We start from the raw sequence: 23,036 nt of genomic DNA, 5'->3' as shown, positions 1-23,036 counted from the left end.
TCAGAAAAAAGGATTCCGATTTGGGCTTTGTTCGCTAAAAGGGTTATGAGTAATGAAAAGACAAGTATTTTAATTTCTGTGGGAAGACAGCTAATACTGTATTTCGTTCCAGGTACCGGAATAAAAAGGAGCTACCCTATTCAGGGTTTCTTTTAGTTTTACGATATCTACCTTGGGACCATCGGAGAAGATATTGCGAATCTCTTCAGATTTTGCATCAAAAAAAGTCTGGATTAAAAAGGCATTCGGACGACGTTTAATTAAAGTCTCAAACAGACGCATAGAACCCGAAATTACCTGCTTACCAGTACTATTATTGTCGCCCAGAATATCCAATCCTTTACGATGATAGTTATACATGGCTATCCTGTATTCCCTAAAAGTGTTAGAAGTCAGGTTGTCTACCAGCTCAAATCTGGTCCTATTCTCTGTGGCAGACTGGCTCCATCCTGCAAAGTTACTTCCCTGCGCCTGAGTTACAATTTGTTGTGCCTGTTTGTAATAATCTGTTCCTCCCTCTAATGAAAAAGTATCTGCATCCAGGCCCAACATGATATAGACATAATAGGAAATGACTCCCACCAGGTTAGAATCGAAATTATTCCTGTTGTATACCAGAGGTTGAAACTCTATATACTCAAAATTAAAGCTATCATCCTTATAATTAAAGATGGGACTTTCATACGAAGTGTTGAATACAGGTCTGGAGGATTGCAACTGAATATTTGCACTGAACCGGTTAGATTCATATTCTGTAACAATAATAAACATCCGGCAGTTTAAACGTTCGTTCTCCTTATATACCCTGTTGGTCCAAACATTTTTATTCACAAAATCGTTTAAAGAGCGTTCCAGGGTCTGGAAGATCTGCTGATTGGTCTGCCCAACCTGATCAGAATTAACGGTGATGGTGCAATTGAGTTCCTGAGCATACATCAATGTGCCGTATACCAAACTCATAAATAGCAGAAGAATTTTACGCATCTTTCCTTTTAAGAATTTCATTCCAAATATCAACAGCAACAGCTGACTTGGTCTTTACATCAAACGTTTTTATCTCCAAATTCTTATCTATGAATGATATTTTATTGGTGTTTTTACCAAAGCCTGCCCCTTCATCATTTAGAGAATTCAAAACAATGGCATCCAAATGCTTCTTTTTAAGCTTCCCTTTAGCGTTTTCAATCTCATTTTGGGTTTCTAATGCAAATCCAACAAGGTATTGATCTTTCTTCTTCTCACCCAATGACAGCAATATGTCTTTGTTTTTGACCAGGTCTATCGTTAGTTTGTCTTCAGCCTTTTTAATTTTTTGATCAGCTATTTTAGCAGGTCTGTAGTCGGCCACAGCAGCGGCGCAAATAACAAAATCTGCCTGATCATAATGTTTATGTACTTCCTGATACATTTCCTCAGCAGATACCACCCTTATCAAGGTTATTAAATGATGCTCAGCGCTTAAGTGGGAGGGGCCGGATACCAGAACCACTTCTGCTCCTAAATCTGCTGCAACGCCTGCCAGAGCATACCCCATCTTGCCTGAAGAATGATTACCTATAAAACGAACGGGGTCTATTGCTTCAAAGGTGGGTCCCGCGGTAATCACTACTTTTTTACCGCTAAGAGGCAGCCCGTTAGAGAGGTATTCCTGAAGAAAAGTAAGGATATCTTCCGGTTCTGCCATTCTGCCCTCACCGTGCAGGCCACTGGCCAATTCGCCACTGGTCGCCGGGATCATTATATTTCCAAAACCCTCCAGGGTTTCAAAAGTTGCTTTGGTCGAAGGATGCTTGTACATATCGAGATCCATGGCCGGGGCGTAAAATACAGGGCATTTTGCCGATAAATAAACCGCTAATAAAAGATTGTCGCAAGTACCACTGGACATTTTAGACAATGTATTTGCCGTGGCCGGTGCAATTATCATAAGGTCGGCCCATAGCCCAAGTTCAACGTGGTTGTTCCAGTCGACACTTTCTTTATCTTCCTGAACAAAGTTTTTTAAAACAGGGTTTTTGGATAGGGTTGCCAAGGTTAGTGGCGAAACAAAAGAACCGGCACTCTCTGTTAAAACAACTTTAACCTGAGCCCCGGCTTTTATCAATAATCGAACAAGAAAGGTAGTTTTATAGGCGGCGATACCTCCGGTTATCCCCAAAAGGATGTTCTTGCCGCTTAACATCCTACTGTTCGTCTTTCTCTGTATTCCTGTAGTATATTTTATCTTCCAACCATTCCATTACTGCAAGTGCGTGTGGCTTAGGAAGTTTTTCATAAAACTTAGATACTTCTATTTGTTCCTTATTCTCGAATACTTCTTCCAGGCTATCACTATAAGTAGCAAATTCCTCTAGTTTTTCAAGAAGTTCCTTTTTGATTTCAGAATTGATCTGAATAGCTCTTTTAGCCGAGATTGAAATGGCTTCGTAGATATTATCGGTTTTTTCGTCAAACTCGTTCCTATTAACCGTAACAGTTGATACCGGAGCGTTAGAATTCTTTAAATCGTTCATATTCATTTTGAAAGGTTTTCTAGTTCAGAATAATTTTGCAGCTCCTTATTCACTTTTTCTACCAAATTTGCTGCATCCTTGGCATATTTACTTTCCGGATAGTACTTCATTAAATTATCATATGCAGACTTGGCAGTTTGCAACCGTTCCGACTTTCTTGTCAGCGTACTATTCAATGCTAAATTTGTAGTCGCCTCCACTTTAAGGTACAAGGCATCCTCTCTATAGATAGATCCGGGATTGTCAGAAATAAAATTGTCTAAAGCCGCAATTGCGGATATATTGTAATCCAGAATGTATGATTTACCCAATTTAGTGAACTGCTTGGCAATTTCGAATGCCTTGCGCTCTTTTTTGGTGGTGAGCTCCTGGGCCATTATGTTGGCTTCGGCCAGAAATTCAGATTCAGGATAAGCATTGATAAAAAGTTGCAATTTTCCCAATGCCTTATCAGTATCGGTCTGATCTAATGAATATCTGGGGGAAAGCATGTAATAACTTTTAGCTCCCAGAAAAGCTGCTTCAGCGGCCTTATCACTCTTTGGATATGATTTAAGAAATCTTTCGAATTGGTAGCCGGCAAAATTATAATCCCTGATCTTATAATAAGAATTTGCAAGGAAGAACATTACTCTTTCTCCCTGAGGTTTTCCTACGTATCTAGGAGAGATCTGCTCAAAAAGACGATTTGCTCTTTTAAAATCCCCTTCATCATAATACTTCTGGGCAAGGTCGTATTTAGCCTTAGTATCTGTATTCTTCAATACTTTCTGATACTCATTGCAGGAGTACATTAAAGCGCTCAGTGCCAAAAGAATGAAAATTTGCCTCATTTTAAAAAACATTTTGCAAAATTAGGGAATATTGACGGAATAAAAAACTTCTTTTACTAATAGATGAAAACGCTAAAATAGTCAGTTTCTTGCTCCTGCCCAGCCAATTTGGCTAACTTTTAACGCAAGTTTTTAAGTGCTGTTCAGGCATGAATCTTTGAAAAAGACTTCATAAATGAGGAGAGTTCTAGCTTCAAATCCTTTGACGCCTCTACCAAAGGTAATCTTACCCCGGCATGAGCCAGCCCCAATATCTCAAATATCGCCTTTATTCCGGCAGGATTGCCTTCCCGGAAAATAAGGTCCATTCCATCTTTTAATGCGTGATGTATTTTGGTAGCTTCATGGGCATCTCCCTGGCGACCGAGTGCAATCATTTTTGAAAATTCTTTGGGTAACCCCTGGCCTAATACCGATATAACGCCTATTCCTCCTGCCAGGACCGTGGACAAGGCTGTAAAATCATCTCCGGAAATAACACTAAACTGGTCGGGGGCACTTTCTATTATGGCTCTCACCTGGTCCATATCGCCGGATGCCTCCTTAATGCCTACAATTTTATCGCAATCATTTGCAAGGCGCAGTACGGTTTGTGGTAACATATTACTGCCCGTTCTCGCCGGGACATTGTACATTATAATGGGTTTGGGAGCTACCTGATTTAAGTATTTAAAATGCTGATATATACCTTCCTGTGTAGGCTTGTTGTAGGCTGGCGATACTGATAATATAGCGCAGAAGTGTTCTAAATTGGTGCTTTTTAGCTCTTCAGCGATCTGCATTGTATTATTTCCTCCGATTCCTACCACCAAAGGTAGTTGTCCCTGATTTTCTGAAACCACAGTTTTCATCACCAACTGCTTTTCTGTCTTGCCCAGAGTTACAGTTTCTCCTGTTGTTCCCAAAACTACCAGATAATCTACTCCACCATCGATACAATGTCTAACTACTGCTCTCAACGCCGCCTCGTCTACGGATAAATCTGGCTTAAACGGGGTAATTATTGCTACACCTGTTCCTTCTAACTGTTTCATCACTTAAAAATCATTTTAACGTACTAACGGCCTTAGCCAAAAGCGAGTCGATTTCAGTATTATATAAATTAGCACTAGACTTCTATCTCATTTAAAACACCCAGGTATTTCCTGAGCTCTTGTTTAAATGTTTTAAAATCCTTTATAGACGTTTCCATAATCAGGTCATTTAAATGCCTGTCCACTTCTGGAAACCCTACATTGATCCGAGCTTTGGTCTTAATAGTCATTAACTTAAGCAGCAAGCGGTCTTTAGAATAATAATTAACAAGAAGATCGTATTCCCTGCTTAAAAACTCCAGGGCGTAACTATTTTCAATCGCCCCATTCCAGCCAAGGTCCTTATCCGAAAAAACCGGTGTTGCATAAGGTGAATTCTTGTCGTAATAACTTTTATATCCTATAATTTTTACCGCATTCGGACGCAAATTAAAATCCTCAATAAACTCGTAAAATAATTCGGTCTTTTCAAACTCGTCCATGTCCACTATGACTCCGATCTGGCTAATTCCGCCAGAACGATCGATAATTTCCGGTGGACTTTTAAGCTCTTGCTTTAAAAATTTAAGACCGGATTTGTATTTAAATTTATCTTTGAGTCCCTTTAAAAACATGTACATTTACATTTATACAAATGTAATTAATATCCAAGCAACTCTTAAGCGAAGATAAACAGGAAAATGAATTTAAAAATACAACAATTTGTTATAATTATAACAATCCTTATTGTTTATTCCTGTCGGCAGCAGCCTCCATCTCTAAGAAGTATAGAGGGAAAGCAACTCACCATAAATGATGCTATCAGGCCAACAGATTCTATTGAGGATTTTATTTCCCCGTATAGAAAAAGGGTAAATGAAGTTTTAGACAGCACCTTATCCTATGCTCCTTTTGCCATTACCAAAAGTGATGGCAGGTACAATACGACAGCAGGGAATTTAATGGCTGATATTGTATTGGAACAAGCCAACCCCATCTTCAGATCAAGAGCTCTAAAAGAGATAGATTTTGTTGTACTTAACCATGGTGGCATCCGCAGTATTATTTCTGAAGGTAATGTTTCAGCCAGAACGGCCTATGAAGTAATGCCTTTCGAAAATACAATTGTAGTGGTTGCCCTTAATGGGAAGTCTGTTCGTAATCTCATAAGTTTTCTAATCAATTCCGGAAGAGCACACCCTATTGCCGGGCTTCAAATTATTTTGACAAAAGACGGAAGCCTGCGATCTGTGAATATTAAAGGTGCGCCTTTTGATGAAAACAGAATCTATTATGTGGCCACCTCCAATTATTTAGTAGAAGGCGGAGACAATATGGGGTTTTTTAAGGACGGATTGGAAATTACAGAGACCAATTACCTGATCCGCAATGCCATGATAGATTATTTTTCGAAAGTAGATACCATTGCACCAAAAGTAGACCAACGTTTTATGAAATTGAATAAATAATGAAACGCAGAGATTTTTTAACAACAACCGGATCTGGGGCTGCTTATGTTGGACTCGGCGGACTTTCTCTTAATTCCTGCAAGGCGTTATCTGCTAAGCAGATTACTATTCTTCATACAAATGATGTACACAGCCATATAGATCCGTTTCCTGCAGACCATGCTGCATTTCCAAATATGGGGGGTCTGGCCAGGAGAGCGGCCTTGGTAGAACAGATCAGGTTAGAGAACCCCAACACCCTTCTCCTGGATGCAGGAGATATTTTTCAGGGCACGCCCTATTTTAATTTTTACGGGGGCGAATTGGAATTCAAGCTTATGAGTAAGCTAAAATATGATGCTGCAACCATTGGAAATCACGATTTCGACAACGGCATAGGCGGACTCCTTGCACAGATGCCTCATGCAAAGTTTGAAATGATTTCGGCCAATTATGATTTTAGTAACACCGTTATGGACGGCTTTGTAAAACCTTATACCACATATCTTCTCAATGGCATTAAAATTGGGGTTTTTGGACTTGGAATAGCACTCAAAGGTCTGGTTACCAAAACGCTTTATAAAGAGACCAGATATCTGGATCCTATTGAGATAGCTCAGGATATGAGTAGAACACTAAAAGAAGATCTAGGATGCGATCTGGTAATCTGCCTTTCACATCTTGGATATGAATATAGAAATGCGCAGCGTCCCAGCGATGTGATCCTGGCATCAAAAACTGCCAATATTGATCTTATTATTGGCGGACACACCCATACTTTCCTGGACAGGCCCGTTATCAAAAGAAATAGTAGCAACAAAGAAGTTCTGGTAAATCAGGTAGGCTGCTATGGTATTAATTTAGGGAGAATAGATTTCTATTTCGATTCTAACAAAAATATGAGAAGCGAAGGGCTTAGTATAAGTGTTTGATAATAGATTTAATTCACATCAAAAGCATCCATGAAATACTACTTAAAACTCCTAACGGGCTTACAACTTTAAAGCCGCCTCTACCAATTGTCTTAACTCTTCCTGCTGGGGAATTGAAGGAAATGATTTTCCGGCTCTTCTATACCAATATCCTGCATTCCATTGATCCCCTTCTTTTCTGTGTAAATATGCATGAATCCAGCTTCCTATAGGGGAATCCATTTCCTGGGCAATGTCATGGGCAGCTTCCCAATCGCCCTTGGCTTCAAACCAAACCGCCCGTAGTGCCTCTGGCCACGATGCTTCAGGCGCACTATTTTTCAGGGTTTCTGTAAATAAGGTGTAATCTCTTGGAATCATTGTACTAATACCGGTAAATAAAAGCCGGGCCCCGGACATTAAATTAACATTTTCGTCCTTTATCAATTGACAAAATAGGCAACATTACATTTATTAGCAACCAATAATCAACCTAATTTAAACTCACCAATATGTTACGAAAACTTCTTTTTTTGTCATTAAGCACCTTATTCCTTCTAGGAAATGTTGATCAAGTAGTTGGTCAGGATGCCGAAGAACCCATTTGGGAAACCATATTGCTTGTTCCAGATAACACCAAACTTAAGGTGCTGGGCGAGAATATGAAAAAACACAATCAAAAGTATCATAAGGAAGGGCCTTATAGTGCTTCTGTTTACAATATTACCACAGGGCCGGATACCGGAAAAATGGTTTGGATCATGGGACCTCTTAAATACAGTCACCTGGATGCCAGGCCGGCGGCAGGAGGTCATGATGAAGACTGGAGAGACAATATAATGCCTTACATCAAAAAGACACAGCAAGGGGAATATTGGGAAGGAGATGTTGAGCTGTCCAATACCGCAATGACGGCCGGTGACCCTTCTGCTTTTCCTATTTTATTTACCCGATATTGGGAGATAAATCCAGGAAAAGGTTTTGGAGTTGAACGTCATTTTAAAATGGTAAGTGAAACAATAAAAGCCATGGAAGGGGAACACCCATGGGGTATCTATTTCAATGAATTTCAGCAAGGAAATATCGGAAGGCATATCGCAACGGTTTCTTTTCACAAAAGTTGGACCGATTTTGAAAAACCATGGAAATTCAGGGAGTCATTTGATAAGGTACACGGGGCAAGCGCCTGGAATGCCTTCACCCGAAATAGAGAGGCTACTTTTGAAAACGTTTGGGACGAAATCTGGGTATACAACAAGGAACTCAGCGGTGACTAATTCTTAGAATTACCAAGTATAGAACCCTCTTAATTACAAATAAGAGGGTTTTTTTATTATAGTAGATGACAAAACCATCTTCATTATTCACTACAAAGGACGGTTATTTAACAAGACTGTTTTTCAAGTGACTTTTTTAACTAATTTCCCTACCGAAAGGCCCTGAACTATAATTGAAAACACAACTACAATATAGGTAATCACAAGAAAAAGTTCTCTGTACATATCTTGTGTAAGGCCAAGTGCCAGGGCAATAGAAATGCCTCCTCTTAATCCGCCCCAGGTCATTATTAATCCCGTATTGGGCACAAAGTCTAGTTTCTTTTTAAAAAATCCTATAGGAATCAGAAGTGATAAAAATCTGCATATCAACACTATAGGTATTGCAATAATTCCGGCTATGATATAATTTATATCAGAAGTTAATACCAGGATTTCCATACCGATTAAAACAAATAACAAAGTGTTTAAAAGAATGTCTATCAATTCCCAAAACTTGTCTACATAGGTTTTGGTTTCCTCGGACATGGCAGTTTTCCTCAATTTTTCGTTCCCCACCATCAATCCGGCTGCAACCATAGCCAATGGAGCCGACAAATGCAGGTACTGAGCAATCACCGTCCCAACCATGACAGCGGCTAGTGTAATTATCACTTCAATATCGTAGTCATCAATAGACTTCATCAGCCTATAGCTTATCCACCCCAGAACTAATCCAAATAGCAGACCCCCAATTACCTCAACTCCAAAAAGTTCAAGGACTTCTAAAACTCCCACCCCGGCTTCCGGGGAAGATGCAAACTGAAAAATTGTCAGGAAAACCACTACCCCTACTCCATCATTGAACAGGGATTCTCCCACAATTTTGGTTTCCAGCTTTTTAGGCACCCCGGCTTTCTTCAATATGCCCAATACAGCAATGGGATCTGTTGGTGATATCAATGCCCCGAAAAGAAGACAATAAATGTAATCTATATGGAATCCGAATAACTGAAAACAGTAATACATAGCTGTGCCCACCAAAAATGTGGATATTAGCACCCCTATTGTGGAGAACATAATTATTGGCCATCGCAATTTTCTTAGCTCGTCGAAATTAGTGTGCAGCGCCCCCGCAAAAAGCAGAAAACTTAACATTATATCTAAGAGCAGGGTTTTGAAATCTATATGAGTGATGATGTACCGTTCTGCATTTAATAAGGTATCATCAAAATAACTCAAGACAAACACAGCAAAAGTAAAGGCAATTGTGATTACCATTAGACCAATAGTGTTGGGAAGCTTTAAAAAGCGAACATTGAGGTAGCCAAAAGCTGCTGAGAGAAAAACTAGAACGGCCGCAATAATAAAATAATCCATAATCTGCTTGTTTATCTGAATGCAAAAATGCAATAATAGTTTGTACTTCTCATAATCCGGTCTCCGATTAACATTCGTTTTAAATTGTCTGGGGGGTAACTATATATTTAGTGTTTTGGTTTACGAAGCCAGGTATCCGGATTCAAATAAAACATCTTTCGCCAGCCTTGTACTGCTTTGGAATCGTACAATTTCGGATAAGGAAATGGAGTAGTAATGGCATAATGCAAATGGGGCGGCTTCCCCCTGGCATTGCCGGTATCACCTACAACTCCTATTTTGGTCCCTGCGCGCACGGGTTGTAATGGCCAGGACGAAAATGCATCCAGGTGAGCGTAGTAGTGGAACCGCCATTTCGGCCCAAGAATCATAACCGACTTACCCCCTTTTCCTCCTTCGTAGGTATAAATTACTATGCCGTAGGTACTTGAAATTACATCGGCACCCCTGGTTGCAAAGATATCTATCCCCTTATGGGTAACAGAAGTACCCCAGGGATAGGCCCAAAAAGAATTGATATCCCAATTCTGAGTAGTTGCTCCCTTTACAGGAATCACCATCCTTTGAGGAAGAAAGAATCCCAACAGCAGAACCGCCAATGGACCCAATAGCCAACTACGGGTTCGCCTGTCTCTCCAGAGCAATAAAAAGATAGATGCCAGGGCAGCCCAAAATCGCTGTGTAGTTTTGGTGATCATTATCCTATAACATGGCTAAAAATTCATCTTCAGAAATCATCGGAATCCCTAAAGTTTCGGCCTTTGTTTTCTTACTGGGCCCCATATTGTCACCGGCTATAACAAAGCTGGTTTTAGAGGAGATAGAAGAACTCACTTTCCCCCCATTGTCCTCTATTAGTTTTTTTAATTCTGTCCTGCTCAGTCTGATAAATACTCCCGATACCACAAAACTCTGGCCTTTCAATACCTCTGTTTGGTTTTCTAATTGTTCCTCAGAGAGTGAAAATTGCAGGCCATAAGCTTTAAGTCGGTCCAGGATTTCAATATTCGTTGGGTTATTAAAAAACTTCACCACACTTTCGGCAATTCGGTCGCCTATTTCATCTACGGCTGTTAATTGCTCCTGGGAAGCTTGAGATAAGGCCTCTATATTCTTATATGCCTTGGCCAGTTTTTTTGCCACGGTCTCACCCACATACCGAATTCCCAAGCCGAACAAAACACGTTCAAAGGGTATCTTCGTTGAAGCAGCCACCCCGCTAACAAGGTTATCAGCAGATTTTTCTGCCATACGTTCCAGAGGAAGAAGTTGTTCCCTAGTTAATGTATATAGATCTGCATAATTAGAAATGAGTCCTTCCTTAAACAACAATTCAACGGTCTCCCCTCCTAAACCTTCTATATCCATAGCTTTCCTGGAAATAAAATGTTGTATTCGCCCTGTTATCTGAGGGGGACAACCTGTATCGTTAGGACAAAAATGCTGAGCTTCACCCGGCTGTCTCTCCAGTGTAGTGCCGCATTCCGGACAAGTTGTAATATAATTTGTGGCGGCGGAATCCACATCTCTCCTGGAAAAATCAACCCCAATAATTTTCGGAATAATTTCCCCGCCCTTTTCCACAAAAACCGTATCACCTTCACGGACGTCCAACTTTTCTATCTGGTCTGCATTGTGCAATGAGGCCCTTTTTACAGTAGTACCTGCCAACAATACCGGTTCTAAATTGGCCACAGGGGTAATTGCTCCGGTTCTGCCCACCTGATAGGTGATTTCGTTTAAAACTGTACTGGCCTGTTCTGCTTTAAACTTATAGGCAAGTGCCCATCTTGGGGATTTGGCAGTATATCCTAATTCTTCCTGATGTTGTAAGCTATTTACTTTAATTACCACTCCATCTGTTTCATAAGGGAGCTCATGGCGATGTAAATCCCAATGTGAGATGAAATTCATCACTTCTTCGGTTGAGGAACACAACTTGGCAACGGTGGGCACTTTAAATCCCCAATCTCTGGCCTTCTCCAGCATTTCAAATTGAGAGGACATGGGTAATGCTCTGCCTACTACACTGTATAAAAGACACTCCAGTGGTCGTTGCGCAACAAGTGCACTATCCTGAAGTTTTAAACTGCCAGAAGCCGTATTTCTGGGGTTCATATAAGGATCCTCTCCATTTTCTTTACGTTCTTCATTCATTTTGGCAAAACCATCAAGAGGCAAAACAATCTCTCCTCTGATATCAAATTTCACGGGATAATCTCCTTGTAATTGAAGTGGAACAGATCTAATGGTTTTAATATTAGTAGTAACATCATCGCCCTGAAAACCATCGCCACGTGTTACTGCCCTGACCAATTGCCCATTCTCATAGGATAAGCTAATTGAGGCGCCATCATATTTTAATTCACAAGTGAATGTCACGGCAACATCGCCAAGAATCCGCTGTATCCTTTTTTCCCAATCCAGTAGTTCATCTTTGGAATATGAATTGTCTAATGAATACATTCGCTGCTCATGTACCACCGTATTGAAATTCTTGGTCACCGCCCCTCCAACCCTTAGTGTTGGAGAGGATGGGTCTTGAAATTCGGGATGCAAACGTTCCAGTTCTTGCAATTCCTTCAATTTCATATCAAAGTCGTAATCTGAAATTACAGGGGCGTCCAGGACATAATAATTATGGTTATGTTCTCTTAATTCTTGCCTGAGCGCGGTAATCCGTGTCTTTATGTCTAACATTAAATGTAATAGTTATCGGGGCAGAAATGCTGATCTCACCGTATTCATATTTTAAATCTAAAAGCCAATAATATAGTAATAAAGCCTATTTGATACACTACCCTGCTTATATCATCTGTACTCATCTCTTCTATCGAAAGCTGTTTTTACTCCACATCCTTATCTCCAGGTTTCCAGCTTCCCTTCAGCATCCTGTTATTTTCAAAAAGGTCTTTTCTCATCTCAATTTCAACAAAACCGTACTGCCTTAAAACCGCGGCAGTTTCTTCACCAAGATACTGATTGATCTCCAAAAAGAGCATTCCGCCATTTGTTAAATTAACAGTGGCCATTTGTGCAATCTTTTCATAATAAATCAGTGGGGCATCATCTTTTACAAACAAGGCCGTTTCCGGTTCAAAATCCAGTACATTTTTATGCATTTGTTTTTTTTCTAATTCCCTGACATATGGAGGGTTAGAGACAATAATATCAAACTTTTCATCTAGTTTATCAACTTCAAATATATTGGCTTCGACAAGTGCTATGTGTACCTCATTTCGCCTGGCATTTGCTGCTGCGATATTTAATATTTTCGCAGATAGATCAAGGGCGTGGACTTCTGAATTTGCAATGTTTTTTGCCAGAGCAACAGCAATACAACCGCTGCCGGTTCCAATATCCAAAATTCTCAAAGCTGCATGATCTGGTCGCTGCTTTCTTCCGTATAACGAAATAATCCACTTTACCAGTTCTTCGGTCTCTGGACGGGGTATTAATACATTTTGGTCCACCTCAAATGTAAGGTCCATAAAACTTGTTTCGCCTGTTATATACTGTATGGGAATTTCAGATTTTAATTTGGACAGGGCTTCATAAAGTGGTTGCTCCTCCTCTTTGGTAACCATCTGCTGGGGATTCAAGGCCAATATAAAACGTTCTAAATGCAGATAGTGCTCTATGAGTATGTAGAAGAAACTATCTACCTCATCCCTGGAGTAAAGAGCGTCTAATTCTATGTGAAATACTTTCTTAATTTCCTTTAATAGCATGCTAAGGAACTGCTTTAGAATTTATTTTTCTGAGAATTATGCATTGGTCACAAACAAATACGCTGGCAAAAATTTAGATTTTATTATTGAAATACCTTTCTTTTTTAAAGTTCTATTTTTGCGGTGTGAAGATACGTGAAAAGCTCACAATCTTAAAAACTGAGAGCGATTAGAAAGGATAAAAATGCAATTGGCAGCAACTTCTGATATGCAAAAGAATTCGATAGAAGAAATATATATGCTTCGCTGTTTGCAATTAGCAAAAAATGGCCTGGGTAAAGCTGCCCCCAACCCGGCAGTTGGTTGTGTTATTGTGCATCAACAGAAGATTATAGGTGAGGGTTATACAAGCCCATATGGCGGACCTCATGCAGAGGTGAATGCTATAGCTTCGGTAAAAGACAAATCACTACTCTCTGAGGCCAGCTTATTTGTCACCCTTGAACCCTGCTCTCATTTTGGCAAAACACCTCCTTGTGCCGATCTAATTATTAAACACAGTATCGCAAATGTTATAATTGGTTGTAGTGACCCCCATCTAAAAGTTGCCGGAAAAGGGATTGCTAAACTTCGACAAGCTGGCTGTAACGTAACCCTGGGTGTCCTGGAGGCCGAATGCCGGGACCATCATAAACGGTTTTTTCGCTTCCAGGAAGATAGACGTCCATATATTATATTGAAATGGGCGCAATCTTCTGACGGATTTATGGCTCCGGAAAGTTCAATGCGATTTGACGCACCCCAGCCCTATTGGATTACGAACAAACGGTCACGACAATTGGTACATAAATGGAGGAGTGAAGAACAGGCAATTTTGGTCGGCACCAATACGGTCTTAGAAGATAATCCTGAATTGACAACGAGACATTGGCATGGAAATTCCCCTATACGTGTTATCCTGGATAAGGATTTAAAAATAAAGGGGGATTATAATGTGCTGGACAATAAGGTAAAAACCCTTATTATAACTCAGCAAATAGTAACAAATGACCCAAAGAGTACAATCATTTATGAGCAGATAGATTTTAATGATCATCTCGCCATTGAAATTGCTGAGTTGCTTTTCAAGCATAAAATAATAAGTATAATTATTGAAGGAGGCGCCCGGACACTTAGTACTTTTATCAATTCCGGGATGTGGGATGAAGCCAGGGTCCTAACCGGGTGTACTAATATGGATAAAGGATTAAAAGCACCTCATTTGAGTGGTAATATTATTAGTGAGTACAACATAATGGAAGATCAGGTAAAAATTATTCTTAATGATTAGAAATATCATCTTTGATTTTGGGGATGTCTTTATCAATTTGGACAAAGAAGTGGTTATAAAAGCCATATCAAAATATGGATTGAAGCGTACTTCTGCCAATCTCACTGCTTTGAATAACTCCTATGAGATCGGTAAAATCTCTTCTGCTCAATTTCTGGATACTTTAACATCGAGTATTAACGGGGTTAGTAGCCAAGAAATACAGGAAGTTTGGAATTCTATGTTACTAGATTTCCCGGATTATCGGCTAGAATTCCTTGAAGGTCTTAGCCAGAGTGGTCAATATCGCATGTATTTATTAAGCAACACCAATGCCCTTCATATTCCGCATGTAACCAAAATAATGGGGCAGGAAAAATTTCTTCGTTTTAAGAATTGCTTTGAGGGGTTTTATCTTTCCCATGAAATTGGTATGAGAAAACCGGATGTAGAGATCTTTGAATATGTACTGAAACAGCATAATTTAATTCCCCAGGAAACCCTGTTCATCGATGACACTTTGGAAAATACCGAGGCGGCAAAGACATTGAATATAAATGCCTGGCATCTCAAAGTAGGTGTTGAGGATATAATTGATCTAAAATCCAGATTATAAAATGTTAGATCTTGCCCTGAGCATATTTTTTTCCAGTCTCATATTTGTAATATTTAAACTCTTCGAGGTTTACAAAGTGCAAACACTTTACGCCATTATAGTTAATTATGTAACGGCATTTATTGTAGGAGTACTTAGTTTTGAGGGCCAGCTTACTATTACCGAATTTCCGGAAAAACCATGGTTTTATGGGGCTTTGGCTTTAGGGATGCTATTTATTGTAGTTTTCAATATAATGGCAAAAACCTCTCAGCAATTGGGGGTTTCGGTAGCCTCTGTAGCTACCAAAATGTCTCTAGTAATACCGGTTTTATTTGGGGTATTCCTATACAAGGAGGAATTAGGAGTCATTAAGATTATAGGGGTTCTTCTGGCATTGGCTGCTGTATACTTTGCTTCTGTACGTGATAGGTCGCTAAGCATAAAACGAAGTACGCTTATTCTCCCTCTCTTAGTATTTATGGGTTCCGGGATTATAGATGTATGTATAAAATATTTTGAAGCAGCACTGGTTCCGGAGATAGAATTTCCAATATTCACAGCATTAGTATTTGGTTCTGCTGCACTCTCAGGTTTAATTTTTATTCTCATCCGACTGCCCAAGACTCCCATTAAATCTAATCTCAGAAATATTCTTGGTGGTCTTATATTGGGAGTTCCAAACTTTTTTTCGATCTATTTCTTGCTCAGGGCATTGCAGCATGCCACACTGAACAGCGCCTCTATTTTTACCATAAACAATGTGGCCATCGTAATGTTCACTACCCTGTTGGGTATTGCCTTGTTTAAAGAGCGGATAAGCAAAAAAAACTGGGCAGGAATAACCATGGCGGTAATAAGCATCGTTCTGGTAGCTTTAGGCGAAAAGCTTAACAACCTGTTTTAAGATAATCTCTATGGGCAAAACTTCAGACATTTATAAGACTATAAACAGCCCGTCGGAAGAAGTACTATATAAAGACCGGAAGAGTAAATTTTATGGTTATGCCTTTCCCTTACAAGATGAAACCCAGGTAAAGCCATTAATTCAATCCTTGCGAAAGATGCATCCTGCTGCCAATCATGTATGTTATGCATGGCAACTTGGAATATCCGATAAGCATTACCGGGCCAATGATGATGGAGAACCCAATAATTCTGCCGGAATGCCAATATATGGGCAAATACAGGCCTATGGGGTCACGAATGTGTTGGTGGCCGTAGCTCGGATATTTGGCGGAAGCAAGCTTGGTGTAGGCGGTTTAATACAGGCCTATAAAAGTGCTGCCCAAATGGCTCTGGAGAATGCAACTATTGTAAACAGAACCTTAAAGGTTGTACTTCGGCTTCAATTTCCGTATGCTGAATTAGACAAAGTAATGAGGTTGATAAAAAAGCAGCAGCTGGAAATTATATCACAACAAATGGAATTGGAATGTTCCATTCAAATTGCTGTAAGGCAGAATGATGTAGATGCCATAGTATCTCTTTTTGAGGCTTTACATAAAATATCAGTAAAGCGGTCCGGGTAGTGTTATAAATTTTCGAGATGCTCCAGAATATAATCCGGACATTTTATAGGCCGCTTTTTTACCATATCCATAAAAACCAAAACGGTATTTGCATCTCCTAAAATTTCATTGTCTTCATTATAAATTTCATAGTCAAATTCTATCCGGACGGAGGGTGTTTTCTTTAACTTGGTCACTACGGTAATGAGGTCGTCATAAACCGCTGATTTTTTGAAATTTATACTTAAGGAAATTACGGGAAGCATTACACCGTTTTCTTCCATGTTTTTGTAGGAAATTCCAAATGACCTTAACCACTCAACCCTTCCCATCTCCAAGTATTGCGCATAATTGCCATGATATACCACTCCCATTTGATCAGTTTCCGAATAACGAACCCTAAAAGATATTTTGTTAAAATGCATGAAATTTCAGGTAAAAATTATATATTTAAGAGGTTACCACAGTGAGAGGTTGAACATGCAAAAAAAAAAGGGGAAATTCAACCCAAAATGATTTTTTTATTAAATAATTTGTTCACATATTTGTCTCACTAAAAAAAGGCTGGCAAAGCTGTCCTTTCCACAACAAACTAACATAGTCACTAACCAACAAATAATAGACTAGCTTAAAAATGGGTGTTACTGCTATTTCCGTATGGAACAATTGTTTGGCTTTTATCCAGGATAACATCCAACCGCAGGCATTCAAAACTTGGTTTGAACCAATTAAGCCGGTTAAGTTAGCGGACAACGCCCTTAGTATTCAGGTACCCAGCAAATTTTTTTACGAATGGTTAGAGGAACACTATGTGAAGCTTCTAAAGGTTGCCCTGACCAAAGAACTGGGTGAAAATGCCAAATTGGTCTACGTTATTAAAATGGAGAATACCTATGGTAACAGGGAGCCATTTACAGAACAAATTCCCAGTTCTAACAGAGGTGGTGTTTCTTCTCAGGAAATGGATGTCCCAATTAAATCCAAGAATCCCGAGCTTAAAAATCCTTTTGTAATACCTGGTATCAGGAATATCAAAATAGAATCGCAGTTAAATCCGAATTATAATTTTGATAATTTTCTTGAAGGGGATTCTAACAGGCTGGCAAGATCCGCAGGAATGGCTGTTGCCAACAAACCCGGAGGCACTTCATTTAATCCCTTACTAATCTTTGGGGGCGTAGGTTTAGGTAAAACACACCTGGCCCATGCAATAGGGGTTGAAATTAAAGACAAGTACCCGGAAAGGACTGTTTTATATATTTCGGCGGAAAAATTTACACAACAATATATAGAATCTGTCAAGAAGAATACACGTAACGATTTTATACACTTTTATCAGCTGATAGATGTGCTAATTATAGATGATGTGCAATTTCTATCTGGCAAATCCGGGACTCAAGATGTTTTCTTCCACATATTTAACCACTTACACCAGAATGGAAAGCAGGTAATTCTGACCTCTGACAAGGCTCCTGTAGATATGCAGGATATAGAGCAGCGATTGTTATCCAGGTTTAAATGGGGGCTATCTGCGGAACTGCAGAATCCCGATTATGAAACGCGAATTTCTATCCTTAGAAATAAGCTTTACAGAGACGGGGTGGAAATGCCCGACGATATTGTTGAATATGTTGCAAAACACATCAAAACCAATATTCGAGAATTAGAAGGTGCCATAATATCTCTGATTGCACAATCGTCTTTCAACAAAAAGGAAGTAACTCTGGAACTTGCGCAGCAGGTGGTTGAAAAATTTGTGAAAAACACCAAACGCGAAGTTTCCATAGATTATATTCAGAAGGTGGTTTCTGATTACTTTGAAATGGATGTTGCCACACTGCAATCAAAAACTAGAAAAAGACATATAGTACAAGCCAGACAATTGGCTATGTTTTTTGCCAAGAAATTTACCAAAGCTTCCCTTGCGAGTATTGGTTCTCAAATCGGTAAAAGAGACCATGCCACGGTACTTCACGCATGTAAAACTGTTGATAATCTGGCGGAAACCGACAAGCAGTTCCGAAAGTATATTGAAGATCTAACCAAGAAATTTTCTTAAGCCTTAAAATGCGAACCAAAGTTTTAATGGTATGCCTGGGAAATATTTGCAGGTCACCGTTGGCCGAAGGTATTTTAAAAAGTAAGGTCGACCCGCATTTGGTTTTTGTCGACTCTGCTGGTACCGGAGGATACCACATTGGTGAAAAACCAGATCCAAGGTCAATTGCTATAGCACGCCAATACGGTCTGGATATCAGCTATCAGCGCTGTAGAAAATTTGTCCGTGAAGATTTTGATAATTTTGATATCATTTATGCCATGGACAAAAGTAATTACGAAAATATACTGCGCCTGGCAGATACATCAGATAAAGTTAAAAAGCTTAAATTGCTCTTAGAGGAAGTAAACCTGGAAACAAAAGAAGTGCCGGACCCATACTATGGAGGGGATAAAGGCTTTGAGCATGTTTTCCAAATGATCTCAGCGGCATGTGAAGCCATTTCAGCTCGCATTCATAAGCACGAAAAATGATGGCAAAGAAAAAAGGTATTCGCGGAAATTTGTATTTAATTCCAACGACTTTAGGGGATAACGAGCCGTTAGAGGTGCTGCCGATATCTATTAAGCGTGCCATAGAAAACATAGATTATTTTATTGTTGAGAATGAGAAAACTGCCAGAAGGTTTATAAAAAAAATCAGTCCCAGAAAATCACAACCAGCTTTACACATTGAATTACTAAATAAATTTACTGAACCAAGCTCTATCCCATCATTCCTGGATCCCTGTGATCTTGGTGAAGATATTGGTGTACTATCGGAAGCCGGTTGCCCGGCAATAGCCGATCCTGGTTCTGATGTGGTTGCTATAGCCCACCAAAGAGGAATAAAAGTAGTGCCTTTGGTAGGCCCCTCATCTATTCTCCTGGCTCTAATGGCGAGCGGTCTGAACGGACAGCAATTTGCTTTTAATGGATATTTACCCATAGATAACAGTGAAAGAAAAAAGGAGATCAAAGCAATGGAACGGCTTTCCAGGGAAAAGGCACAAACACAGATTTTTATAGAAACCCCTTATAGAAATGATGCGCTGCTCTCAGAATTTCTAAAAACCCTTGCAAAAAACACCTATCTCTGTGTTGCCACGGATATTACCTTAGCTACAGAGGAAATTATTACTAAGACCGTAGAAGAGTGGCAAAACACATCTGTTAGTTTACACAAAAGACCGTCTATATTTATTATTCAGGCATAAAAAAACCCCAGTTCCCTGTATTAAACAGGGGACACAGGGCCTTTTCTTCCATATAGTATATATTCTTAAATCTTGGGGTTTCTTTTAGGAGTAACCACAGAAATATCATAGCCTCTAAACTTCTTTAGATAATTAGAAATGCTGGTGCCATAGGCATCCTTAACATCCAGATTACCATAGGAACGAAGGTACTTTTTAACATTGCCCGCTCCAGCCAGGTGCGCGGCCGCCAAAATTCCGGATTCGGTTATTTCTATGCCTCTAATGTTTTTACCTACGTATCTTTCAATATCCCTTCTGAGTATCCATTTATTCCTCGCCACGTTGGTCAGGAATACTTTTTCCTGTAACATGGGGTCATTTAGAAATTGTGTAGCATTATAAACCCCCATTAACTGGAGTGTACCAATTCCAAACTGGTATTTACCTAAATACCCTAATGTATTGGTAATAAAATAGTTGCCCTGTGATTCTTTAAATGCAAGGGCTTCCTTAAATCCAATATAAGAACTTCCCAAAAAGGGAGGTACCGCCATAGCGGGTTTAAAAGTGGTTTTGTTTTTGGGGAACAAAACCGGAGTAGGTTTATTTACTTTAAGGGTTTCAGGAACCTCCACAATTGTGGCGGTTTTAAATCCAAAACTCATTAAAATAAAGAGCATGATAAGAGGACAAAAAATGTTTATCCACCTTTTCATATATGTGATTTTCTAAGACTGACAACCCTTAAAAAGGCCTGCTTAAATTTCAAGGGTCAAAGATACGGCAGATAAGGTGCAAAAAACCCAAGATTTTCTTAAAATAGGAGGGTATTTGTCAAATTGTAGGAAAATATGGATAAATGGCCTATCTGCTGATTTTCTGTTGATTTATCCATCTGACGTATTGCACTTTATTCCGGTTGTGCTGCGCAAGAGATTCAGCAAATTTATGGTAACCAAAATTCTCAATATTGGCAACCATGTATAGATAATCATGGTTTTCGGGATTTAAGACGGCATCTATTGCAGAAATATCGGGCATAGTAATTGGGCCGGGGGGTACGCCTGCATATTTATAGGTGTTGTAAGGAGAATCCAATTCCAAATCCTTGTATAATACCCTTTTGATAACAGTATCAAAGTCGCCCGTATGCCTCTTTATGGCATAAATAACCGTAGGATCTGCCTGCAATAACATATTTTTTTTCAACCTGTTTAAATACAAACCAGCAACACGTGGGCGTTCATCAACTTTTGCTGTTTCCTTATGTACAATAGCCGCAAGAGAAATAACCTCCATTGGCTTCAGCCCCCTGGTTCTGGCTTTTTGCAGCCGTTCATCATTCCAGAACCTATTGTATTCTTTCAACATTCTGTCTCGAAATTCTGTTGCCCCGGTATTCCAAAAGAATTCATAACTATTAGGCAAATACACCCCAAGTTTAGTGTTATCATCCAGATTGCTTTCCTTTAAAAAATCAGCATTATTAAAAGCCTCTAAGAGCGCCAGGCTATCTGCTTCTATCTGCGCACTTATTCTTCCTGCCAGGTCTGCCAGGGTCTCCTGATTGTTAAATGAAACTTTAACCGGAAGGTTCTGACTCCTTAAGGTATTAACAATATCATTGTTATTCATTCCTTTTCTCAAGGCATATTTTCCTCCTTTAATATTGCTGGAGTACTTTTTACGGTCTGCTACGGTCTCAAAAGCATCAACATCCTTCAATAAAGGTTGCAACTGTTCTTTTAATTCCAATATGGAAGCATCAGATGCTACATATACATAGGCAGTTTCATTGTTAAATGCCGTATTAGGAACAAAAAAAGTACTGTATACCATATAGGCAAAGGCTGCGGCAATAAGAAGGCCGACGAGTATTACGGCTAATAAAATCTTTTTGATATACATTAATTATTTATCTTTTGTAAAAGTACTTCATTCTTAAAGTTGCCCCCAGAAAGTATCCAGTCTTTTTTGACCCCGACTATTTCGAATCCAATTTTCTTAAAAAGGTGAAGGCTTGCGCTATTTTCTTCCCCAACATTTGCATACAATTGTCTGATATTCAGTACTGTAAATGCGTATTTACATACTAATTCAATGGCTTCTCTTCCAATTCCCTGATTGCGATACTCTGCCTCCAAAACAACAATACCAATTCCTGCTCTCCTATTTTTCGGATCAAAATCGAAAAGATCTATAAGTCCGACCGTTTCTTCATCTTTGGTACAAATACACAGTCGGAGTTGTTTAACTTCATAAATATCTCTGTATGCATTCTCCAGGTAAAGTTTAAGCACATGTTTGGAATATGGGGTAATGGTTCCGCTAATCTCCCATATATCCGGATTGTTCTCGAGCTCATACAGAAAATTAAGATCTTCTGCTTCCAAGGCGCGCAATTTAATCTTATCCCCCGTTAAACTCAACATGTGATTTCCCCTTTATAGACCTGCTGAGCAGGTCCTGTTAAATAAACATCACAATATTTTCCATCACTCTTTTGAAACGAAATTGTTAAGTCTCCCCCCGGGGTTTTAACTTTAATTTCTTTATTGGCGGTAATCCCTGAATGATGCATTGCAAGTGCTACCGCAGTAACGCCAGTGCCACAGGAAAGCGTTTCATTCTCTACTCCGCGTTCATAGGTTCTTACATAAAAAGTTGCATCGTCCAACTGCTCAACAAAATTAATATTGCTCCCACTTTCACCATAGAGTCCATATCTGAGTTTAGCTCCTTCTTTTACGACATCGTATTGTTCTAATTGCGGAACTATCTGTACATGATGGGGAGAACCTGTATTTAAAGTAATGGCATTGGGTTTTTCACGAATTTCCTCTACATCTGCCATATGAAGTTCTACTATATCATTGTTGATACGGGCAAAGTGCTCACCATCTGTCGCCAAAAAGGTGGTTTCCTTTGCTATAATCCCAAGGAACTCTGCAAATGCTACAATACATCTTCCTCCGTTACCACACATACTTCCTTCTCGGCCATCAGCGTTAAAATAGATCATTTTAAAATCTGATGTAGGATCATTTTCCAATAAAATCAGTCCATCAGCGCCTATACCCATTCTGCGTGAGCATAACTTAGCCACCAATTCAGTATTGCTTTTAGGGAAGACATCTTCCCGATTGTCTACTAGAATAAAGTCGTTCCCCGTACCCTGATATTTATAAAAAGATAATCGCATTATAATTATTAATGTACAAAGATAAGTGTTTAGAAGATTAGAAATAAGTAGTCAGATGAATGAAAACAGCTAGTGGTACCATCCGATTTTAAAAAATTGCCATGTCAGATTTTTTAAGGTAATTTTAGCAGTTAAAAAGTAGTTAAAGCCAAATAAAT

At 39.3% G+C, this 23,036-nt stretch carries 26 protein-coding genes; 10 read left to right on the top strand and 16 right to left on the bottom strand.

The window, feature by feature from the left end; all coding sequences use genetic code 11:
- Window positions 1-90: 90 nt before the first annotated feature.
- The 6 genes from J1G40_RS09830 to J1G40_RS09805 form a co-directional block, all read right to left on the bottom strand.
- Window positions 91-984 carry a DUF4835 family protein gene (locus tag J1G40_RS09830; RefSeq protein ID WP_265242458.1) on the bottom strand — a complete coding sequence of 298 codons (894 nt, stop codon included), beginning with the start codon at window positions 982-984 and terminating at the stop codon, window positions 91-93.
- Entirely contained in the window at window positions 977-2,182 is a 1,206-nt protein-coding gene (gene coaBC / locus J1G40_RS09825) for a bifunctional phosphopantothenoylcysteine decarboxylase/phosphopantothenate--cysteine ligase CoaBC (protein ID WP_265242457.1), read from the bottom strand. The genes J1G40_RS09830 and coaBC overlap by 8 nt, the downstream gene beginning before the upstream one ends.
- A gap of 1 nt (window position 2,183) precedes the next feature.
- Entirely contained in the window at window positions 2,184-2,519 is a 336-nt protein-coding gene (locus J1G40_RS09820) for a DNA-directed RNA polymerase subunit omega (protein ID WP_265242456.1), read from the bottom strand.
- Entirely contained in the window at window positions 2,516-3,346 is an 831-nt protein-coding gene (locus J1G40_RS09815) for an outer membrane protein assembly factor BamD (protein ID WP_414855665.1), read from the bottom strand. The genes J1G40_RS09820 and J1G40_RS09815 overlap by 4 nt, the downstream gene beginning before the upstream one ends.
- A 143-nt stretch (window positions 3,347-3,489) precedes the next feature.
- Window positions 3,490-4,380, bottom strand: a complete 891-nt coding sequence (dapA, locus tag J1G40_RS09810; RefSeq protein WP_265242454.1) for a 4-hydroxy-tetrahydrodipicolinate synthase — start codon at window positions 4,378-4,380, stop codon at window positions 3,490-3,492.
- A gap of 74 nt (window positions 4,381-4,454) precedes the next feature.
- A complete protein-coding gene (locus J1G40_RS09805) occupies window positions 4,455-4,994 on the bottom strand; it encodes a DUF6913 domain-containing protein (RefSeq protein ID WP_265242453.1) in 540 nt (179 codons plus the stop codon).
- A 66-nt stretch (window positions 4,995-5,060) separates the two neighbouring features.
- On the opposite strand from J1G40_RS09805, the gene J1G40_RS09800 reads away from it, so the two are divergent.
- Both J1G40_RS09800 and J1G40_RS09795 read left to right on the top strand, forming a co-directional pair.
- On the top strand, window positions 5,061-5,828 hold the full coding sequence (locus J1G40_RS09800) for a 5'-nucleotidase C-terminal domain-containing protein (RefSeq protein WP_265242452.1): 768 nt from the start codon (window positions 5,061-5,063) through the stop codon (window positions 5,826-5,828).
- On the top strand, window positions 5,828-6,739 hold the full coding sequence (locus J1G40_RS09795; protein WP_265242451.1) for a metallophosphatase: 912 nt from the start codon (window positions 5,828-5,830) through the stop codon (window positions 6,737-6,739). Before J1G40_RS09800 ends, J1G40_RS09795 begins: the two co-directional genes overlap by 1 nt.
- 60 nt (window positions 6,740-6,799) lie before the next feature.
- Here J1G40_RS09795 and J1G40_RS09790 read toward each other — a convergent pair whose 3' ends face one another.
- Entirely contained in the window at window positions 6,800-7,165 is a 366-nt protein-coding gene (locus J1G40_RS09790) for a hypothetical protein (protein ID WP_265242450.1), read from the bottom strand.
- Between the two features lie 65 nt (window positions 7,166-7,230).
- Here J1G40_RS09790 and J1G40_RS09785 point away from each other — a divergent pair, with 65 nt between their 5' ends.
- Entirely contained in the window at window positions 7,231-7,995 is a 765-nt protein-coding gene (locus J1G40_RS09785; RefSeq protein WP_265242449.1) for a hypothetical protein, read from the top strand.
- A gap of 123 nt (window positions 7,996-8,118) precedes the next feature.
- Here the strand turns inward: J1G40_RS09785 and J1G40_RS09780 are convergent, their stop codons facing one another.
- From J1G40_RS09780 to prmC, 4 genes are all read right to left on the bottom strand, one after another.
- A complete protein-coding gene (locus J1G40_RS09780; protein WP_265242448.1) occupies window positions 8,119-9,354 on the bottom strand; it encodes a cation:proton antiporter in 1,236 nt (411 codons plus the stop codon).
- 107 nt (window positions 9,355-9,461) lie between these two features.
- Complete coding sequence (locus tag J1G40_RS09775) at window positions 9,462-10,052, bottom strand: M23 family metallopeptidase (protein ID WP_265242447.1); 591 nt, start codon at window positions 10,050-10,052, stop codon at window positions 9,462-9,464.
- Between the two features lie 4 nt (window positions 10,053-10,056).
- Window positions 10,057-12,054, bottom strand: a complete 1,998-nt coding sequence (ligA, locus tag J1G40_RS09770; RefSeq protein ID WP_265242446.1) for an NAD-dependent DNA ligase LigA — start codon at window positions 12,052-12,054, stop codon at window positions 10,057-10,059.
- Window positions 12,055-12,200: 146 nt separating this feature from the next.
- Window positions 12,201-13,085, bottom strand: a complete 885-nt coding sequence (gene prmC, locus J1G40_RS09765; RefSeq protein ID WP_265242445.1) for a peptide chain release factor N(5)-glutamine methyltransferase — start codon at window positions 13,083-13,085, stop codon at window positions 12,201-12,203.
- A gap of 184 nt (window positions 13,086-13,269) precedes the next feature.
- On the opposite strand from prmC, the gene ribD reads away from it, so the two are divergent.
- From ribD to J1G40_RS09745, 4 genes are read left to right on the top strand one after another with little or no spacing between them, the layout of a single operon-like run.
- Complete coding sequence (gene ribD, locus J1G40_RS09760; protein ID WP_265242444.1) at window positions 13,270-14,355, top strand: bifunctional diaminohydroxyphosphoribosylaminopyrimidine deaminase/5-amino-6-(5-phosphoribosylamino)uracil reductase RibD; 1,086 nt, start codon at window positions 13,270-13,272, stop codon at window positions 14,353-14,355.
- Window positions 14,348-14,950 carry an HAD family hydrolase gene (locus J1G40_RS09755; RefSeq protein ID WP_265242443.1) on the top strand — a complete coding sequence of 201 codons (603 nt, stop codon included), beginning with the start codon at window positions 14,348-14,350 and terminating at the stop codon, window positions 14,948-14,950. The genes ribD and J1G40_RS09755 overlap by 8 nt, the downstream gene beginning before the upstream one ends.
- Window position 14,951: 1 nt before the next feature.
- Window positions 14,952-15,836, top strand: a complete 885-nt coding sequence (locus J1G40_RS09750) for a DMT family transporter (protein WP_265242442.1) — start codon at window positions 14,952-14,954, stop codon at window positions 15,834-15,836.
- 10 nt (window positions 15,837-15,846) lie between these two features.
- Window positions 15,847-16,461, top strand: coding sequence for an IMPACT family protein (locus J1G40_RS09745; RefSeq protein WP_265242441.1), 615 nt, complete (start codon window positions 15,847-15,849; stop codon window positions 16,459-16,461).
- 2 nt (window positions 16,462-16,463) lie between these two features.
- On the opposite strand, the gene J1G40_RS09740 is transcribed toward J1G40_RS09745, so the two are convergent.
- Window positions 16,464-16,865, bottom strand: a complete 402-nt coding sequence (locus J1G40_RS09740; RefSeq protein WP_265242440.1) for an acyl-CoA thioesterase — start codon at window positions 16,863-16,865, stop codon at window positions 16,464-16,466.
- Between the two features lie 209 nt (window positions 16,866-17,074).
- On the opposite strand from J1G40_RS09740, the gene dnaA reads away from it, so the two are divergent.
- The 3 genes from dnaA to J1G40_RS09725 are packed head-to-tail and all read left to right on the top strand — an operon-like array spanning window position 17,075 to window position 19,694.
- Complete coding sequence (gene dnaA, locus J1G40_RS09735; protein WP_265242439.1) at window positions 17,075-18,499, top strand: chromosomal replication initiator protein DnaA; 1,425 nt, start codon at window positions 17,075-17,077, stop codon at window positions 18,497-18,499.
- 8 nt (window positions 18,500-18,507) lie between these two features.
- Window positions 18,508-18,972, top strand: a complete 465-nt coding sequence (locus J1G40_RS09730) for a low molecular weight protein-tyrosine-phosphatase (protein WP_265242438.1) — start codon at window positions 18,508-18,510, stop codon at window positions 18,970-18,972.
- The gene (locus J1G40_RS09725; protein WP_414855667.1) at window positions 18,972-19,694 is read left to right on the top strand and encodes an SAM-dependent methyltransferase; all 723 of its coding nucleotides are present in this window, start codon (window positions 18,972-18,974) and stop codon (window positions 19,692-19,694) included. Before J1G40_RS09730 ends, J1G40_RS09725 begins: the two co-directional genes overlap by 1 nt.
- Before the next feature lie 65 nt (window positions 19,695-19,759).
- Here J1G40_RS09725 and J1G40_RS09720 read toward each other — a convergent pair whose 3' ends face one another.
- The 4 genes from J1G40_RS09720 to dapF form a co-directional block, all read right to left on the bottom strand.
- Entirely contained in the window at window positions 19,760-20,392 is a 633-nt protein-coding gene (locus J1G40_RS09720; protein WP_265242436.1) for a hypothetical protein, read from the bottom strand.
- Window positions 20,393-20,540: 148 nt separating this feature from the next.
- Window positions 20,541-21,584, bottom strand: coding sequence for an endolytic transglycosylase MltG (gene mltG, locus J1G40_RS09715; RefSeq protein WP_265242435.1), 1,044 nt, complete (start codon window positions 21,582-21,584; stop codon window positions 20,541-20,543).
- Window positions 21,584-22,108 carry a GNAT family N-acetyltransferase gene (locus tag J1G40_RS09710; protein ID WP_265242434.1) on the bottom strand — a complete coding sequence of 175 codons (525 nt, stop codon included), beginning with the start codon at window positions 22,106-22,108 and terminating at the stop codon, window positions 21,584-21,586. Before J1G40_RS09710 ends, mltG begins: the two co-directional genes overlap by 1 nt.
- Window positions 22,102-22,878, bottom strand: coding sequence for a diaminopimelate epimerase (dapF, locus tag J1G40_RS09705; RefSeq protein WP_265242433.1), 777 nt, complete (start codon window positions 22,876-22,878; stop codon window positions 22,102-22,104). Before dapF ends, J1G40_RS09710 begins: the two co-directional genes overlap by 7 nt.
- Window positions 22,879-23,036 lie beyond the last annotated feature (158 nt).

The sequence above is a fragment of the Muriicola sp. Z0-33 genome (assembly GCF_026126425.1).
Classification (GTDB): domain Bacteria; phylum Bacteroidota; class Bacteroidia; order Flavobacteriales; family Flavobacteriaceae; genus JAFMPW01.
This window is presented reverse-complemented; position numbering and strand designations above follow the sequence as displayed.